Genomic DNA, 15,016 nt, shown 5'->3' with positions numbered 1-15,016 from the left:
CGGCCGCATCAGCAGCCGCCCGCCCGGGCCGTACATCCGGCGTCGACTTGTCCCCCGTCGACTTATCCGGCGTCGAAACTGTCGTCGTCCCGGTCCTTGGGGGCCTTGCTGTCCGGCAGGTCCGTGCCGCTGCCGTCCGGAATCCCGGCCGCGTCCTGGTTCGGTTCCGAGGAGAACGGCCGCCCTGCGTCGGGATCCTCCGTATTGGACTCATCCATCTCGGCCTCCGCGGACGGAACCGCAGCGTTGCTTCCGGCTGCCGTCTGGTTGTCCGGCCCTGTGTTCTCCGGCCCTGTGTTCTCCGGCTCAAAGCCGGGGCCGCTGCTTTCGCTTTCTGCGTTCATCTGGTCCTCCGTTCCTCCGAAGCGTCCCGCTCCGGGTTCTCCTGCACTGTCCTGGTCTTCGGCGCCGAACTGGCTGAGGTCCGGCGCGCCGGCGGGGTAGGTTTCGCCGTCGGGGCTGTCCTGGCTCAGGCCGGCCGCGTCGAAGGCTTCCTCCTCACGGGGCTGGGCGAACTTCTTGGTGTCGGCACCGCCCATTTCCTGCTCGACTGTGGGCGTGCCGTAGCCGCCCTCCTCCTCGATGGGTGTGCCCTGGTTCTCCTGCGTCATGTCATTCCTCCTGGATAGACGGGTCTGAAGGGAAAGTCTGTGGCAAGCGTTAGAGGCCCTTGCCGCCTGTCACCGGAAGGACGGCCCCGGAGATGTAGGAGCCGTGATCCGAGGCGAGCAGGACATAGGCTGCCGCGAGCTCCGCGGGCTGTCCCGCGCGGCCCAGCGGGGTGTCCTGGCCAAACTTCGGCAGCTTTTCGGGCCACTCCGTGGCGGGAATCAGCGGCGTCCAGATGGGACCGGGCGCGACGGCGTTGACCCGGATGCCCTTGGGGCCAAGCTCCTGGGCCAGGGCCTTGGTGAAAGCGACCTGGGCGCCCTTCGTCATGGCGTAGTCGATGAGGCCCGGTGACGGGTTGAAGGCCTGGATGGAGGCGGTGGTGATGATGGAGGCGCCAGCCTTGAGGTGGGGCACTGCCGCCCTGGCCGTCCAGAGCAGGGAATACAGGTTGGTCTTGAAGACCCGGTCGAATTCCTCGGTGGGAAGCGACTCAAAGCTGTCGCGGTTCTTTTGGTAGGCCGCATTCAGCACCACCACGTCCAGGCGCCCGAACTCCGCCAGGGTATCCGCCACGATCCGGGTGCTGAACTCTTCGCTGCGGCCATCGCCGGCCAGCAACAGGGCCCGTTGCCCGGCCTTGCGGATCCACGCCGCCGTGTCCTGGGCGTCGTCTTCCTCTTCGGGAAGGTAGGAAATGGCGACGTCGGCCCCCTCGCGGGCGAAGGCAATGGCCACGGCCCTGCCGATCCCGGAATCCCCGCCGGTGATGAGCGCCGCCTTGCCGGTTAGCGCGTTGCTTCCCTCGTAGCTTTCCTCGCCATGGTCCGGCTGCGGATCCATGGGCGCGGTGAGCCCGGGCTGCTCCTGGACCTGCTCCGGGAAAGGCCCCTCGTGGTAGCCCGTCCTGGGGTCCCGCGGCTGGTGGTCCTGCTTGTTGTCCGTCATTGTCCACCTCGCTAGCGTCTCGGTTTGTGCTGGTTCCGGTCCATGACCGGCCCTTCGAAACTATCCCAGCAGACAGGGCAAGTCCACCGTTTTGGACAAATTAGTCAGTAAACTTAGTATTGCCCTGCGGGCGGAGTATTGCCTGACGGAGGCTTCAAGCCTAGGTTGAGAGTTAGTGGCGCGCTGCGGCGTGCGAGGCCCGGAGGTAAGCCCATGTCAGAACGCGATGCGGTGGTTGGCGACGGCAGGAACGAGACCGTCAACCAACAGATGGACCGCAACTGGGGAGAGCTGATCCAGGAACTCCGGGTCCTGCAGACCGGGGTGCAGATCCTCGCAGGTTTCCTCCTGACCATCCCCTTCCAGGAGCGGTTCAAGACACTGGACGATTACCAGGTGGGCCTTTACCTTGCCAACGTGATCCTCGCCGCACTGACCACCGCCGTCATCCTCCTGCCTGTCAGCGTGCACCGCAGGCTCTTCCGGAAGCAGCTCAAGAAGATGCTCGTCTCGAGTGCGGACCGGATAGCCAAAGTGGCGCTGGCCGGCGTTGCACTCCTGAGCGCCGGAACGGCGTCACTCGTGTTTGGTGTGACCGCCGGGCGCGATGCCGGACTCCTCGCAGGCGGAGGAATCCTCGCCGCGATGATCCTGCTGCTTGTTTTCGTGCCGCTCTGGCTCCTCAAACGGGCAGCGAAGGTTTAGCCGGAATGCCGGGACCTGTGACTGAATTCAACCAAACTCTCCGGGAGGCGCCATGAAGAAGTGGGCTAAGGAACACGGGCTGCTGCTGGCCAACATTGGGCTGTTCGCGTTGTTTTTCGGCGGCATGGTGGTCAGCGGGGCAAGCGATTACAGCGAAGACCAGCTTGCCCATGGACAGCCGGCGGTGGGAATTGCCGGCTACCTCGCCACCGGCGCATTCATGGAAGCGACCTTCGAGAACTGGGAATCGGAATTCCTGCAGATGGGCATGTACGTCATCCTGACGGTCTTCCTTTTCCAGAAGGGCTCCTCGGAATCCAAGCCGATGGGCCGCGCCGCGCCGCAGGACCAGGATCCGCGGGACGCGACGGTTAAGGCGGCCACGCCATGGCCCGTGCGCCGCGGAGGCGTGGTGCTCAAGGTGTATGAGCACTCACTGTCGATCATGTTCCTGCTGCTGTTCCTGGCATCCTTCACCCTCCATGCCGTGGGCGGAAGCGAGGAATACAGCCAGGAACAGCAAAGCCACGGGCAGCCCGGCGTGACGCTGCTTGGCTACCTCGCCACCAGCCGGTTCTGGTTCGAGTCCTTCCAGAACTGGCAGAGCGAATTCCTGGCCGTTGCCGTCCTGGTGGGAGCCTCGGTCTACCTTCGCGAACGGGGCTCCCCCGAATCCAAACCTGTGGCCGAACCGCATTACGAGACCGGCGCCTAACGCATATCCGGAGGCGCCGGCGTCAGGCCCCCTCGAGGACCTGGCTGGTGGCCCACGCGAGGTACTTGGCGGCGTTAGCCACCGCGTCTTCCGGGCTGGCCGCGACGTCCAGGAGCTGCGCGGCGGCCACCACTCCGTGCTCGGCAAGGTCCTCGGGAGTGACCAGGATGCGCCCGGCCACCACAATCACGGGGATGCCCCGCTCGCGTGCCGCATCGGCCAGGGCAATAGGCGCCTTGCCTTCCAGCGACTGCGAATCCATGGACCCCTCGCCGGTGATCACAAGGTCCGCTTCGGCCAGCTGGGCCGCCAGGCCGGTCAGGCCCGCCACCAGCGCGAAGCCGCCTTCCAGGGTTGCGTTGCTGAACGCCAGGAACGACGCCGGGAACCCGCCGGCCGCGCCGGCTCCGGGCTCGCTGACATCGCGCCCCGTGGCTTCCCGGAGGACGGATGCCCAGTTGCGAAGCCCTGCGTCCAGCCGTTCGACGGCGTCCTCGTCGGCCCCCTTCTGCGGGCCGAAGACGTGCGCGGCGCCGTTGGGTCCGAACAGCGGGTTCTGGACATCCACCGCAATCCGGAACGTGACGGCAGCCAGCCGGGGATCAAGGCCGGAGACATCCACCTCCGCAACGTCCATCAGGGAACCGCCGCCCAGGGGAACCACGTTCCCGGCGGCGTCCAGCGGCTTCAGGCCGAGGGCGCGCAGGGCGCCGCTGCCGCCGTCGGTCATGGCGGAGCCGCCCACGCCCAGCACGATTTCCGTGGCTCCGGCGTCCAGCGCAGCGGCGATCAGCTGGCCGCAGCCGTAGCTGTGGGCGCGCAGCGCGTTCGCTGGTGTCGGCTCCATGTGCGCCAGCCCCGATGCCTGGGCGGTCTCAATGACGGCGGTCGCGCCGCCGAAGGCATCCTTGCGGATGGCCCAGGCTGCGCCGATGGGCGCCAGGATGGGGCCGACGACCGCGTTCAGCCGTTCCTCGTAGCCGGCGGCAACGGCGGCCTCGAGGGTGCCCTCCCCGCCGTCGGCAACGGGGAACTGCGTGGCAACCGCATCCGGATAGACGCGCAGCGCCCCCTCGGCGATGGCGCTGGCTGCCTGGGCAGCGGTGAGTGACCCTTTGAACTTGTCCGGAGCGATGAGAATGCGCATGCGTCTATCCTGCCAGCAACCACAGGAAAGCGCTTACCTGTTGTCATGAACCCCGCGTAGTGACCAGCGCGGCTCGGACTACTGACGGTTCAGGACTTGTTCCGGGGCGCCGGAACCGGGGAGTCCCGTGAAGCTGCTGATTGCGTCCACCACCTGGGCCGTGCCGGTGTGCTGGACCACGTGCCCGGAGCCGGGGACCTCCACCAACGTCCCCGCCGGTGCCCGGCGGGTCAGGATCCGGCACCATTCACCCGTTGCGATGGGATCGGATGCGCCGCGGAGGACCATCACGGGCGTGACCAGCCCGCGGATCCGCTCCTCGGTCCGGTAGTTCATCATGACCCGCAGCTCCTTGAGGTACCAGAGCGGCCCGCACCGCAGGTAGTCGCTGAACACCAGGGCGTTAGAGCCCGGGGTTTCGTACAGGACTGCGTCTTGGGCCAGCGCGAGCATCTGGCGGGGCAGCGTGCGGCGCCGAACGTCCACCACCGGCCCCATCAGCACCACCTGCGGCACCTGATCCGGCCGCTGCAGGGCGGCTTCCAGGACGAACTGCGCCCCCATGGAGTGGCCCACCAGGACACGGGGCCCCACCCCGGCCTTGTCCAGCACGTCATGGATAAAGGCTGCCTGGTCCGCCACCATGAGCTGGCGGTCCGGGCGAGGCGTGGAGCCGAAGCCCGGAAGGTCGATCGAAATAGTGTCCGCCATCCGGGCCATTGCCTGGTGCAGCCGGACAAGGTATCGGTGGGAGACGCCAATCCCGTGGATGAGGACAATGGTCGGAGACTCCGCGGGGGCCTCCGCGCGGACGGCTGGTGTGGCCCGCGAAGCGTACATCCGCCCGCGCAGGCCTCCGGCCTCGACGTCTGTAGCTACGGCACCCTTCATCCGTCGAGGATAGCCCCCTGCGGACCGGATTCAGCTATTCGCCGTGCCCCTGGTCCGCGCTCATGGAGTCTTCCGCGGGAGGCGTTTCGCCGGGCGGAACGCCGCCGCCGGGCTCCAGGCCGGTGATGTTTCCTTCCAACGGGTCAGGATTCGCCGTGGCCGCAGGATCCTTGGACGTCCGGTCCTTCCCGGGCGTTTCTTCAGGTTTCGTTGCTTGAGGGTTCGGCCGCCCCGCCGCCGGTTCCGCGCTGCCGGGACGGTCCGGATTCGAGGGGTCGTTCTCCGGGTGGTACGTGCTCATGTGTAGTCCGTTCGTCGGGAGAATGCGGAGATGCGCAAGCTGATGGGTGGCCAGCCTAACCCTCCCTGGTTGCCGCGACAAGGACTCACGAGGAGTAGTAACGTGGGCATTCCTGAGCCATGCGCCGCCAATGGGGGCGCGACTACGGCCCACGGAACGGGCCCGGACCAAGGGGGTAGCAATGCCGCAATCCTATGACCGAGATTCTTCAGGAAGAGGTCCCATGCGAACGGGACTGACCGAGCTTCTGCTGGTGCGGCACGGCGAGAGCGAGGGCAACGTGGCCGCGACGATGGCCAGGGAATCCGGAGCCCACGTCATCGCGGTTCCGGCGCGGGATGCCGACGTGGAGCTTTCCGCCACCGGACGGGACCAGGCACTTGCCCTCGGCAGGCTGTTCGCTGACTTTCCTGACGAGCAGCTGCCCGCGTCAGTCTGGTCATCGCCCTACGTCCGCGCCCGCCAGACGGCCGAACTCGCCGTGAAGAAAGGCGGGTGGCCCGCGGCGATCCTCATCGATGAGCGGCTTCGCGACCGGGAACTGGGCATCCTGGACATGCTGACCTCCGCGGGAGTGGAAGCCCGGCTGCCGGAGGAAGCGGCACGGCGGCGATGGCTGGGAAAGTTCTACTACCGGCCGCCCGGCGGCGAATCCTGGGCCGACGTCGTGCTTCGGCTTCGCTCCCTGCTGGCCGACCTGGAACGGCAACCGGGCGCCGGCCGGGTGGTGCTGGTGTGCCACGACGCCCTGATCCTGCTGTTCCGTTACATCCTGGAAGGGCTCACCGAACCGGAGATCCTCGATATCGCGGCCACATCCACCATCCTCAACGCCTCCCTCACGCGGTTCGTGCGGCCGGACGGTGCCGGACCGTGGGTGCTGGAAAGCTTCAACATGGCCGATCACCTGGTCAGCGAAGGCGTTGCAGTGACCGAGCACGCAGGAGACGCCAATGTCCACCCCGCGTAGGCCGGCAGCCGAGCCGGTCACCCCCACCCTGCTACGCGACTGGCCGCTTCCGGGCGGCGGATCCGGCAAGGACGACCGCGGATCCGTGCTGGTCATTGGCGGAGCCCGGAAGACTCCGGGCGCCGCCCTGCTGGCCGGCACCGCGGCCCTGCGCGCCGGCGCGGGCCGGCTCACCCTGGCAGTTGCGGGGTCCACGGCGGTGCACGTTGCGGTGGCGCTGCCGGAAGCGGGGGTGGTGGGCCTCGCTGAAACGAACGACGGCGCCGTCCGGGGCTCCGGGGCATCGGCCCTGGCCGACGAACTAGGGAAAGCGGCGGCGGTCCTGGTGGGACCGGGACTGGACGACCTGGGCGAGGCGGAGTCGCTCCTAAGGGAGCTGCTGAAACTGGACGACGGTGACGGGGACGGCGAAGACTCTGCCGACCGGCCCGCGATGGTACTCGACGCCTACGCTTTGGGTTGCCTTCCCGACCTCCTCGAAGAGCTGGGCCCATGGGCAGGCCGGCTCATCCTGACACCGAATATCACCGAAACCGGAATCCTGCTGGGGCGGGACGTCAAGGACCTGCACCAGGACGTTGCGGAAATAGCAGCTCGTTACAGCGCCGTGGTGAGTTGCCAGGGCGTCATCGCCGGTCGGGGACAGGGCGAAAAGAAGGGCGGAAGCCCGGATGAAACCGGCGACGGCGGTATCCGGCTATGGGAAATCACCACGGGATACGGCGGCTTGGGCACGTCCGGCAGCGGGGACATCCTGGCCGGCGCCATCGCCGGACTGCGCGCCCGGGGGACGTCGGATGCGCAGGCGACGTGCTGGGGCACCCACCTCCACGCCGCCGCCGGCGACAGGCTGGCGAGCCGGCTGGGAAGCCTCGGTTACCTGGCCCGGGAACTTGCCGATGAACTGCCCGCCCTGATGATGGAACTTGGAAGCTGAGGCTTCGGAGGACTCTGGACTATTCATAAGCATGCTGATAAATCTGGAGTGTCAGCATCACCGGCTTGTCGGCTCACGCCGATGGAAGAGCCTGATGGAACAGTCCGAGGGAACAGTGAGGAGCGGGGCAATGGGAATCGGAGACAGCATCGAGAAAGCTGCCAGGAACGCCGTCGAGGACTTGGCGGGCACCGCGCCCAGAACCGACGACGGGCATGTGCCGGATCCCGGCGATCCTAACGAGGACATCCGGGTTCACTCCTCCATCAGCGAAAGTTCCAACGCCACGGACTCAGTGGATCCGGGCGAAACCCCGCCCGGCATGCCGCCGGAGAGGCCCCGGACCCGTCCGGACGACGCTCCGCCGCTCGATGATCCTCATGGCGCCCCCGCGCCGGGCGAAAGCCCGGACCGCGGTGAAAATCCAGATGGCGGCGAAGACCCGGGCTTGCGCTCCGGCGCCGCCGGACACGGAACGCCTGGCCCCGCAGGCCTCCCGGATCCGGACCCAGGCGACCTGCGCGCGGATCCGTCCGAGGCGGACGGCGATCCCTCAACCAGCATGGGCCGCGGCTAGCGCCAGCGGCCACAGGGGCGGGAGTGGCTCCTGACCCCTCCCCTGCAGCTAGCCCCGCGCCTGCAGCACGGCGAAGTAGCCGGGGATGAGGTCAGCCCGAGCGGGGTTGGACAAGGGCATCGTCTCGATCGTCGCGGGACCCTCCTCGACCAGTTCCCAGCGGCTGGCCGGGAATGCCAGGCTCCGCTCCCTGGGGCCGAAACGTCCCGGCATCGGCAGCGCGCGAATGGCACCTTCAAGCGGCGCAGGGATGGACCGGAGCGTTGCGCCGAGGTGCGACACGTAGTCGATGGCGTTTCCCCGGAAGTCGGTTTCGGCCAGGAACACGCGGCCGTTTGCCCCCGTGATGGCGCGGGCGTTCTCGGCCAGGGCATACCGGTCACGTTCGCCCAGGACGTGCAGCACGCCGCGGATGAACACATTCGCGCCGCGTCCCGCCTGTCCCCCCGCGGCCAGCGCGGCAAGCTCCGCATCCAGTCCATGGCCGGCGCCGGAAGCCGTCATGTCCCGGACGGCGTAAGAGACATTAGTCAGCCCGGCTGACTCGGCGCGGGCACGCCGGACCGCGTGGGCGGATACATCGACACCCACGGCATACGGGAAATGGCCGGCCAGTTGCCGGGTGAAGCTGCCGTTGCCGCAGCCGATATCCACAACCGGCAGCGCCCGGTCCAGGTGCAGGCGCAGCCTGTCCACGTAGCCCTGCATCTCGTGGTCGGTGCCGGAGTCCCAGAGAACGTCGCCGCTGGCCCCCGTGGTTTTCACAGTGGACCAGAACCGGTCCCAGGCGACGTGGTGGTCCCGCGGCGCCCCTGCGGACAACCGCACAAGCTTGGGGACCAGCAGATACTTCTTCAGGGCGGCGAGCATTGTCCAAATATAAGGGCATCGGAAGTGGCGCCCGCGGAATCAGGCGCCATGAGTCATGTGAGGGCAAGCCAGGTAAGTGCGTCCGGCTCCGACGTGAAGAACTTGGTGGGGCACGGCACCGCGTTGATCCCGAGGAAGAAATTAGCCAGGACCCGGTCCACCGGCGAGGACCCCAGCAATGCGATCCTGGACGCCTGGCACGGGCGCCCGAAGACTGCGCGGGCGCCGCGGGACACATCGGCGGTGGTGGCCATGTCCACCAGCATGGGATGCCGGTCACTGCCGCACAGCTGGTTCACCCTGAGCATGGCGCGCTCCGCGTCCTCAGCCGTTATGGAGGCCCCCCGCGGCCACGTCAGCCGAAGCACTCCGTCGGTTCCCAGCGACAATCCCGCCTCTGTGCCCACCTCGCTGTCTCCGGACATATCCGCCATTCCTCCCGCCGGGGTTAGCCCGCACGGGATGCGTGCGACTGATGTCACCCTACAATGTACTCAACCGGGGACCGAAGGGGGCAGTGTGGTAATTCAGACGGCGGAGAAATCACTCGTACCACGCACGGCCATCGTGGCGGATCCGGACAGCGGCCGCCTGTCCGCTACGGCCGCGGTCCTTGCGGCCGCGGGGTTCGAGGTCTCCACGGCCTTAAACCACGAAATCCTGACCGCGCTGCTGGAGAAGCACAACCCAAGCATCGTCGTCGCGGATCATGCATTGGCGGGCCCGCCGGTGGATGCACCGCTGCTCCTCCTCATCGATCTTGCGGACGAGTCCGCGGCGGAAAGCCTCCGGACACTCGGCATGGCGGACTACATCGCAAAGCCCGCCGCTCCGGACGAGCTCGTTCACCGGGCGGACGTCCTGATCAGCCGCGCCGCCCAGCGCTCCGACGCACGGCAAAGCGCTGAACGGCTCCGCGAAAAACTCCGGGGAGTGTCCTCCGCAATCCGCGCCACCCACGATCCCCGCCTGATTTCGGATTGCGTGGTGAGGGGATTCGGCGAGACGTTCGGTGCCGACCGCGTACTGTTCACCACGTTCGACGACGACCGCGTGCCCCGGATAGCTGCCGAGTGGCACCGCCCGGGCCTCGCCCCGGTCCCGGACGGACTGGGCATCCAGGAGATCTCAGCGCACGGTGTTGCGGACCGGCTGTGGTCGGAGGCCGAAGTGCTTGCAGTGGAGGACCATCACTTCCACGAATGGTCCCCTGAGGACCAGGAACTGGCGGCCTGGTCTGAACACATGGGCCCCTGGGCGTCCGCGTTCGTTCCCGTGGGTGAGGGGAAATCGGCCCTCGGCGTGATCTGGATTGCGCAGCTGGACGAGCCGCGGGTCTGGACACGCACCGAAATCTCCCTGATCCAGCACGTTGCCGGCAACGTTGCCTACGGGCTCATCCAAAGCCACCTGATGAGCGCCCAGCAACAGGTGGTCAAGCAATTGCGGCATCTTGACCAGGCCAAGACCGACTTCCTGGCCACCGTCAACCATGAGCTTCGGACCCCGCTCACGTCCATCTCCGCCTACCTGGACATGATCCAGGACGGAGTGGGAGGGCCGGTGCCCCCTGAAGTGGACCGGATGCTGGACATCATTGTCCGGAACTCGGAACGGCTCCGCCGCCTGATCGAGGATATGCTCACTGTTTCGCGCCAGGACTACGACGGCGCCAACCTGCACTTGGGGCCAGTCCAGCTGGGGCACACCCTGCAGATTGTGACGGTGGCGCTGCGACCCCTGGCGGAACTGGGTGATGTCTCCATCTCCTTGGAGCTGTGTGACGGCGACCCCGCGATAATCGCCGATGAAGTCCAGTTGGAGCAGGTGTTTACCAACCTTGTTTCAAATGCCATCAAATTCACGCCACGCGGAGGCAAGATTGTTGTCAGCTGCCGTTTTGAGGCAATGACGGATGGCGAGCCGGGCGTAAATGTGCATGTACGCGACACCGGTGTTGGAATCCCGGAGGAAGAAATTCCGCATCTGTTCACCCGGTTTTTCCGTGCATCCAATGCCACGTCCACTGCCGTCCCCGGCAGCGGCCTGGGACTCGCCATTGCATACGACATTGTGAAAGCGCACCGCGGGTACCTGGCGGTCAGCTCGGAACTCGGGGCAGGGACCACCATCACCGTTCAGTTGCCTGTTTCCGGACCTTAAACCGTATTCCGGCCTTAAAAGGAACTGCCCCCGGATGTGAAATCCGGGGGCAGTTCTGTTTTGCCGAACTAGTTGGGCCACCAACCGATGGAGGACTGGGTAGTCGTCGTCTTACCGGAGCTGCTGACAGTTGTGTCCGACTTAGGAGCGGCGTTGGCGGGTGCTGCAAATCCAGCGACAGCCAGAACGCCGGTGAGCAAGAATGTTGCGGCAATCTTCTTCATCCGTTGGTCCTTTCAATCAATTAGGTTCGATCATGCATTACGAGCGTCATTATACGGTCGGATCATCAACATATAAGCCATGTAATACGAAAGTAATTCCGGAGGCCCGACAGCAGCGGGGGCTGCGAGGGTGGATAATTGGCAAATGCCGTCTCCCCGGAATTTGACTCCTTACGTAGTTGCCGAGCTCCAGGCCCGCGAAAGCGCCAGAAACCGCGATTATGCGGCCGCGAAAGCGCAGGCTGCCGCGGCCGCCGCCCTCGCTGTGGAGTCCGGGGACTATTCCGGCTGGTGGAACATGATCTACCTGAAGGCCGAGTGCCTCCGTGACGAGGGCTCGATCTCCGAGTGCCTGGACGTTGCCAAGTCCCTCGCCGAATCTCCGCTCTCGGCGGAGCATGCATTATTGGCAGCCCGGGCCTACACGCTCCTGGCTGTCGCACAGCAAGGGCTGGGCCGGCTCCCGGATGCCGTGTCCTCGGCTGCGGCAGCGGCCAACCTCGTGGCCGGCAACGCTGAGTATGTCTACCTCCATGTCGAGGCACAGCGCGCCCTTATTGCCGCCCTCGCCGAAAGCCGCCGGCTGGATGAAGCCTGGGAGCAGTGCCTCATGTTGGAGGGCCTGCTGACTGAACTCGTGGACGAGGACACCGCCGGCAAGGCGTATTGGGTGATCGGAAACGTCGCGTTCCTTACCGGCAGGGTGGCGGACGGCGGCCGGTACCATGACATGGCTGCAGAAAGCCTCTCGCCGTCGAAGGACGTGGACCTCTGGGCCAGGTTCAACCGCGCCTCAGCGGTGATGCGCCTGGAGGCCGAACTCACCGGACCCGCGACCCTCCGCTGCATCGAACGGGCCGAACTAGCCACCGAAGTGGTGGGCGGCAGCGATCGCGATCTTCTCGAAATGTCCTTTGCCCGCGCGCATTGGAATTTCCTGACCGGCGACATGGCCACCGCAATCAACATGCTCAGGCCGCTGTGCACCGAAGCCGGGATCCTGGCCACCCAAACGGCCGGAGAAGCCTCATTCCTGCTGGGGAAATCCCTTCTAGCCAACGGTGAACGGGACGAGGCCCTGCAGCGACTGGCGGATGCGGCCGAGCTTTTCGACAACGCCGCCGCCTCGGAACGGAGCGCCCAGGTCCGCGCGTTTGCGGCCGATGTAGGGTAGCGGGCTCCGGACGCGGGTGGACGGTGTACTTTAGTCACAAAGCCTCGCCGGAGGTTCGGTGGGCCAAGGGAGGCCAGACGGCTCCTCTCATATGTTCGGGGGATTGATGCCTAAGCCGCTTGAATTGATGCAGGAGCAGATTGTCCGGATCGTGCTTCCCCGGGACGAGCACCTGGACGAGCACTCGGCAGAGTTGCTGGCTGCCGGCCTTCGGGCCCCGCAGTCCGGATCGCCATTGGCTGTGCTGATGGATGTGACGGACGTTGCGTCCGTCAGCAGGGCGGCGCGGGCCGTGTTCAGCAATGTGAGCACGGTGGCCGCATGGGCACTGCTGGGCCGGACCCCGGTGGACCGCATCCTGGCCCATTTCATCCTAGGCGGCGACTTCAAGTCCGGGCCCGCGAGCTACTTCACGTCCGAACTTGAAGCACTCAAGTGGTTGAAGGAAAACGCCCATGTTCACTGACGGCGATCCGCGCCTTGGCAAGCTGCTGGATGGAATCGTCCGCCTTGCCGCAGGAGAGCTGCACTCCAGGATTGAAGTGTCCCCCGCCAGGGACGAACTGGATGCCGTCATCATGGGCACCAACCTCCTCGCCGAGGATCTTCAGATCATGTACCAGGAGCTGGAACAACGGGTGGAACTGCGCACCCGGCTGCTCAACGAGGCGCACCTGGAAATGCAGAAGATGGCGCTCACGGACTCGCTCACCGGCCTGGCCAACCGCGCGGCCCTGGTCAGCGCCATCAACGGGGCACTGGCGGAAGCTGCGCTGGGCAGCCTGCCGCCGGCACTCCTCCTCCTGGACCTTGATGCATTCAAGGGAATCAACGACACCCTTGGACACGCCGCCGGAGACCAGGTGCTGGCTGCTGTCGGGGAGCGGATCAAGGGCTCAGTCCGGGAGACGGACACCGTTGCCCGCTTGGGGGGAGACGAATTTGCCGTCCTGATGCCCGCCACCACCCTGGCCAGGGCCAGAAGCGTGGGCAGCCGCATCCTCGCCTCCCTGGACGGCCAGGTGGAGCTCGAAAACGACGCCGTCCAGTGCGGTGCCAGCATGGGACTGTGCATCGGCGGCGCCGGTCAGAGCGCGGAACAGCTGCTCATTGAAGCTGACGTGGCCATGTATGCGTCCAAGGCCGGGGGCCGCAACAGGCTCAAGGTGTTCGAACCGGCCATGCTGCACGCCCGCCAGCTCCGGAGCCAGCTTATCGAGGACCTGCGAACGGCCATTTCCGGCTCGGAGCTGGTGCTTTACTACCAGCCTGTGGTTGACCTGACCACGGGGCGGATTGAAGGAGCGGAAGCCCTGGTCCGCTGGAAGCACCCTTCCCGCGGAATGGTGATGCCGGACGAATTCATTCCGCTCGCGGAAGACGCCGGACTCATTTCCGAGCTGGGCGGCTGGGTCCTGCGCACCGCCGTCGGACAGTTGCGGGACTGGCGGGCCGCGGGCCGCGCGGGTGACGAATTCTCCATGCGCATCAACATCTCCCCCACGGACCTGCAGCGGCTTGAGTTCATCGAAGAGGTCCGGGACACCCTCAGCGCGGCGGAACTCAATCCGGAACTGCTGGTCCTCGAACTGACGGAAGGCGCAATCGTCAGCGGCAACGAACTGGACCGGTACTCCTTGAACAGCCTGCGGAAGCTGGGAGTGGGGCTGGAGATCGACGACTTTGGCACGGGCTACTCCTCCATCAGCTACCTGCGCAAGCTCCCCGTGGACAAGGTCAAAGTGGACCGCTCACTGCTGAAGGACCTGGGAACGGACCCGGCCCAGCCGGCCCTGGTGGCCGCGATCCTGCAGCTGATCCGGGCCTGCGGGCTTGAAGCGGTCTGGGAAGGCGTGGAAACCGCGGAGCAGGCAGAGCACCTCGCCAGCATCGGTTGCGTCAGCGCCCAGGGATATTACTTCGGCCGGCCGGTCCCGGCAGATGAGTTCGCGGCGGTGCTGGACGCGCAGCGGTCTTCACGCCACGGCGGCTAGTCCCACTCGCCCCGGTCCTGAAGCACCGTTTTTAGGAGATCCGCCCGGTCGGTGACGATACCGTCAACGCCCAGGTCCAGGAGCCGGTGCATCTCCGCGGGGTCGTTGATGGTCCACACATGGACCTGCAGGCCGTGCCGGTGGGCGCGGCGGACAAAGGCCGGCGTCACCACCCGGACGCCGCTGTAGCTGACCGGCACCTGAAGCGCGTGGACGCCCCGCAGCGCCCTCCTGATGACCGGCGCCGGGAGCACCGGCCCCAACATGGTGAACAGCGCGTTGGACACGATGCCGGCAGACGCCGCGACCGGCCTGCTCAACTGCCTGAGGACGGCACGACGCCGGCGGTCCGAGAAGCTCGCAATCAGCACCTGGTCGTGAACGCCGTGCCTCTCAATCGCGGCGGCCAGAACGGGTACTGAGTTCCAGTCCTTGACGTCCAGGTTCAGCCGCACGTCGGGGAAGGCCCGCACCAGCTCTTCGAAGAGCGGGATGGGTTCCAGGCCGCCGATCCTTGCTTGCGCTACTGTCCCGGCGGGCAGATCGGCAATGCGGCCCTGCCCGTCAGTGACACGGTCCAGTGAGGGGTCGTGGAACACCAGCAGCACCCCGTCGGCAGTGGTGTGGACATCCATTTCCAGGTACCGGTAGCCAAGTTCGACGGCGGCGCGGAACGCCGGCATCGAGTTTTCCAGCCCGTCCGGTGAAAAACCGCGGTGCGCCATGGCGACCCGCGCGGAGGCGCTTCCGGCGGCGAAGAACGGCAGGGGCTCCGTCATTCCAGGCGCCTG

The 15,016-nt window shown here is 66.4% G+C and carries 17 protein-coding genes; 9 read left to right on the top strand and 8 right to left on the bottom strand.

Going from position 1 to position 15,016, the window contains the following annotated elements; genetic code table 11:
• Positions 1–62: 62 nt before the first annotated feature.
• Together TV39_RS00335 and TV39_RS00330 are read right to left on the bottom strand one after the other, a co-directional pair.
• Positions 63–611, bottom strand: a complete 549-nt coding sequence (locus tag TV39_RS00335) for a hypothetical protein (RefSeq protein ID WP_043476711.1) — start codon at positions 609–611, stop codon at positions 63–65.
• Between the two features lie 49 nt (positions 612–660).
• A complete protein-coding gene (locus TV39_RS00330; protein ID WP_043476709.1) occupies positions 661–1,557 on the bottom strand; it encodes an SDR family oxidoreductase in 897 nt (298 codons plus the stop codon).
• Positions 1,558–1,770: 213 nt separating this feature from the next.
• Here TV39_RS00330 and TV39_RS00325 point away from each other — a divergent pair, with 213 nt between their 5' ends.
• Both TV39_RS00325 and TV39_RS00320 read left to right on the top strand, forming a co-directional pair.
• A complete protein-coding gene (locus TV39_RS00325) occupies positions 1,771–2,262 on the top strand; it encodes a DUF6328 family protein (RefSeq protein ID WP_043476706.1) in 492 nt (163 codons plus the stop codon).
• A 52-nt stretch (positions 2,263–2,314) separates the two neighbouring features.
• The gene (locus TV39_RS00320) at positions 2,315–2,977 is read left to right on the top strand and encodes a DUF6766 family protein (RefSeq protein ID WP_043476703.1); all 663 of its coding nucleotides are present in this window, start codon (positions 2,315–2,317) and stop codon (positions 2,975–2,977) included.
• 22 nt (positions 2,978–2,999) lie between these two features.
• Here TV39_RS00320 and TV39_RS00315 read toward each other — a convergent pair whose 3' ends face one another.
• The 3 genes from TV39_RS00315 to TV39_RS00305 all read right to left on the bottom strand — a co-directional run bounded on the left by TV39_RS00315 (position 3,000) and on the right by TV39_RS00305 (position 5,316).
• Positions 3,000–4,124: a glycerate kinase gene (locus tag TV39_RS00315; RefSeq protein ID WP_043476700.1), complete on the bottom strand. Its 1,125-nt coding sequence runs from the start codon at positions 4,122–4,124 to the stop codon at positions 3,000–3,002.
• 78 nt (positions 4,125–4,202) lie between these two features.
• Positions 4,203–5,015: an alpha/beta fold hydrolase gene (locus TV39_RS00310; protein ID WP_043476698.1), complete on the bottom strand. Its 813-nt coding sequence runs from the start codon at positions 5,013–5,015 to the stop codon at positions 4,203–4,205.
• A 34-nt stretch (positions 5,016–5,049) separates the two neighbouring features.
• Positions 5,050–5,316: a DUF6480 family protein gene (locus TV39_RS00305; RefSeq protein WP_043476695.1), complete on the bottom strand. Its 267-nt coding sequence runs from the start codon at positions 5,314–5,316 to the stop codon at positions 5,050–5,052.
• 223 nt (positions 5,317–5,539) lie between these two features.
• Between TV39_RS00305 and TV39_RS00300 the strand changes: the two genes are divergently transcribed.
• The 3 genes from TV39_RS00300 to TV39_RS21260 all read left to right on the top strand — a co-directional run bounded on the left by TV39_RS00300 (position 5,540) and on the right by TV39_RS21260 (position 7,800).
• Positions 5,540–6,286, top strand: a complete 747-nt coding sequence (locus TV39_RS00300) for a histidine phosphatase family protein (RefSeq protein WP_052500444.1) — start codon at positions 5,540–5,542, stop codon at positions 6,284–6,286.
• Positions 6,270–7,223 carry an ADP-dependent NAD(P)H-hydrate dehydratase gene (locus TV39_RS00295; RefSeq protein WP_043476690.1) on the top strand — a complete coding sequence of 318 codons (954 nt, stop codon included), beginning with the start codon at positions 6,270–6,272 and terminating at the stop codon, positions 7,221–7,223. The genes TV39_RS00300 and TV39_RS00295 overlap by 17 nt, the downstream gene beginning before the upstream one ends.
• Before the next feature lie 130 nt (positions 7,224–7,353).
• Positions 7,354–7,800: a hypothetical protein gene (locus TV39_RS21260; RefSeq protein ID WP_144406260.1), complete on the top strand. Its 447-nt coding sequence runs from the start codon at positions 7,354–7,356 to the stop codon at positions 7,798–7,800.
• A gap of 48 nt (positions 7,801–7,848) precedes the next feature.
• Here TV39_RS21260 and TV39_RS00285 read toward each other — a convergent pair whose 3' ends face one another.
• Complete coding sequence (locus tag TV39_RS00285; protein ID WP_043476687.1) at positions 7,849–8,670, bottom strand: class I SAM-dependent methyltransferase; 822 nt, start codon at positions 8,668–8,670, stop codon at positions 7,849–7,851.
• A gap of 53 nt (positions 8,671–8,723) precedes the next feature.
• Positions 8,724–9,095, bottom strand: a complete 372-nt coding sequence (locus tag TV39_RS00280; protein WP_043476685.1) for a DUF7793 family protein — start codon at positions 9,093–9,095, stop codon at positions 8,724–8,726.
• Positions 9,096–9,132: 37 nt separating this feature from the next.
• Here TV39_RS00280 and TV39_RS00275 point away from each other — a divergent pair, with 37 nt between their 5' ends.
• The 4 genes from TV39_RS00275 to TV39_RS00260 all read left to right on the top strand — a co-directional run bounded on the left by TV39_RS00275 (position 9,133) and on the right by TV39_RS00260 (position 14,225).
• Positions 9,133–10,833 (top strand): ATP-binding protein, encoded by a 1,701-nt coding sequence (locus TV39_RS00275; RefSeq protein WP_082049361.1) that lies wholly within the window; start codon positions 9,133–9,135, stop codon positions 10,831–10,833.
• 387 nt (positions 10,834–11,220) lie between these two features.
• Positions 11,221–12,231 (top strand): hypothetical protein, encoded by a 1,011-nt coding sequence (locus tag TV39_RS00270; RefSeq protein WP_235347219.1) that lies wholly within the window; start codon positions 11,221–11,223, stop codon positions 12,229–12,231.
• A 106-nt stretch (positions 12,232–12,337) separates the two neighbouring features.
• Entirely contained in the window at positions 12,338–12,697 is a 360-nt protein-coding gene (locus TV39_RS00265; RefSeq protein WP_144406258.1) for a DUF7793 family protein, read from the top strand.
• Entirely contained in the window at positions 12,687–14,225 is a 1,539-nt protein-coding gene (locus TV39_RS00260; protein WP_043476678.1) for a putative bifunctional diguanylate cyclase/phosphodiesterase, read from the top strand. Before TV39_RS00265 ends, TV39_RS00260 begins: the two co-directional genes overlap by 11 nt.
• Here TV39_RS00260 and TV39_RS00255 read toward each other — a convergent pair.
• Positions 14,222–15,004, bottom strand: coding sequence for a glycerophosphodiester phosphodiesterase (locus TV39_RS00255; RefSeq protein ID WP_043476676.1), 783 nt, complete (start codon positions 15,002–15,004; stop codon positions 14,222–14,224). The two genes, TV39_RS00260 and TV39_RS00255, sit on opposite strands and share 4 nt — an antisense overlap.
• Positions 15,005–15,016: the final 12 nt, after the last annotated feature.

This window comes from Arthrobacter sp. SPG23 (assembly GCF_000876655.1).
GTDB lineage: Bacteria > Actinomycetota > Actinomycetes > Actinomycetales > Micrococcaceae > Arthrobacter.
Note: the sequence above shows the minus strand (reverse complement) of the source record. Positions and strands in the feature narration are given on the sequence as shown.